Origin of the sequence: Acinetobacter lwoffii, assembly GCF_022809915.1 — a bacterium.
Lineage (GTDB): Bacteria > Pseudomonadota > Gammaproteobacteria > Pseudomonadales > Moraxellaceae > Acinetobacter > Acinetobacter lwoffii_M.
Genome location: NZ_JALGQY010000084.1, coordinates 1 through 1126, shown reverse-complemented (window position 1 = coordinate 1126; position 1126 = coordinate 1). Strand labels below are relative to the sequence as shown.

The window sequence follows — 1126 nt, the reverse complement described above, 5'->3', positions numbered from 1 at the left end:
TAGAGCTGCATGCCTCCTGCATAGACCAGTAAACCACTGAGCAGCATCAGGCCTATTTTCGCTACAGACCGATGCACATGAGGCAGCATCTTGAACAAGAAGTAGCCTGAACAGGTGATCAGTACCACACCCAAAAGGCTCAGGTATAAAATGCCGGGCAATAGTGGACGGGCGAAATACAAGGCCAGCGCCAGCATGACAAAGCCAAAACTAAACTTCAGGCGATCCATCCATATGCCAGGTTTGGGTAAAAGATGGGACCCAAATACGGCAGCAATAAATAGCGGCAAGCCCAGCCCAAGGCCTAAGACAAACAGATAACTGGCGCCCAGCATCGGTTGATTAAGCTGAGACACATAGATTAAGGCACCGGCCAACGGTGCACTCATACATGGCCCGACAATCAGTGCGGCGATCACGCCCATGAGACCAGCACCAATCAGCGTGCCACCCTTCTGCTTTTGCTGCCATTGATCCAGACGCTGTAACATGCCTTGGGGTAAGGACAGCTGAAATGCTCCAAACAGATTAAGTGCGAACAAAATAAACAGAATGCTGAAAATACTGATGAATACCGGACTTTGAAACCAGCGCTGAAAACTGTAACCGAGCTGTGCCACAGCAAGTCCCATGACCGCATAGACCAGTGCCATACCCAAAACAAAGACCAGCGCAATCAGCGCAGCACGGTAGCCTCGGTGCTGCTGGACCAGAATTCCTGTTAAAATTGGAATTAAAGGTAAAGAACATGGTAAAAATGCCAGCAGAATGCCAAGCCCGAGAAAAATCAGGGCATTAATCAACAGACCTTGTTCCGACAGCAAACTTAAAAAATACTGGTCATTGTTCCACTGGCTATTCATGCCTGCTGACGAAGTTTGATTTTTAGGCTCTGCAATGAGTGAGTCGTTTTTCTCTGTTAATTCCATCTCAGGCTGAACGACAGGTTCGGAAACTGCAGTAACTTGCATTTCCTCTACCTTTTCTTCGGTCAGTGCTTGATCTGTACTTGGAGTTTGCTCTATAGCTTGGAGCTCATCTTTCTGAGCGGTCAGAATCTGTTCGTTTACTTCTGGCTGTGTAGTGCTGGCCAGCAGCTTTTGAGGCTTGCTCAAGTTTTGCGCTG

The 1126-nt window shown here is 48.1% G+C and carries 1 protein-coding gene; it reads right to left on the bottom strand.

Annotation, left to right across the window (positions count from 1 at the left end; genetic code table 11):
* Window positions 1-1126 (bottom strand): cytochrome c biogenesis protein CcdA (locus MTX11_RS16490; RefSeq protein WP_276521158.1); only part of this gene is annotated, 1126 nt, incomplete at both ends.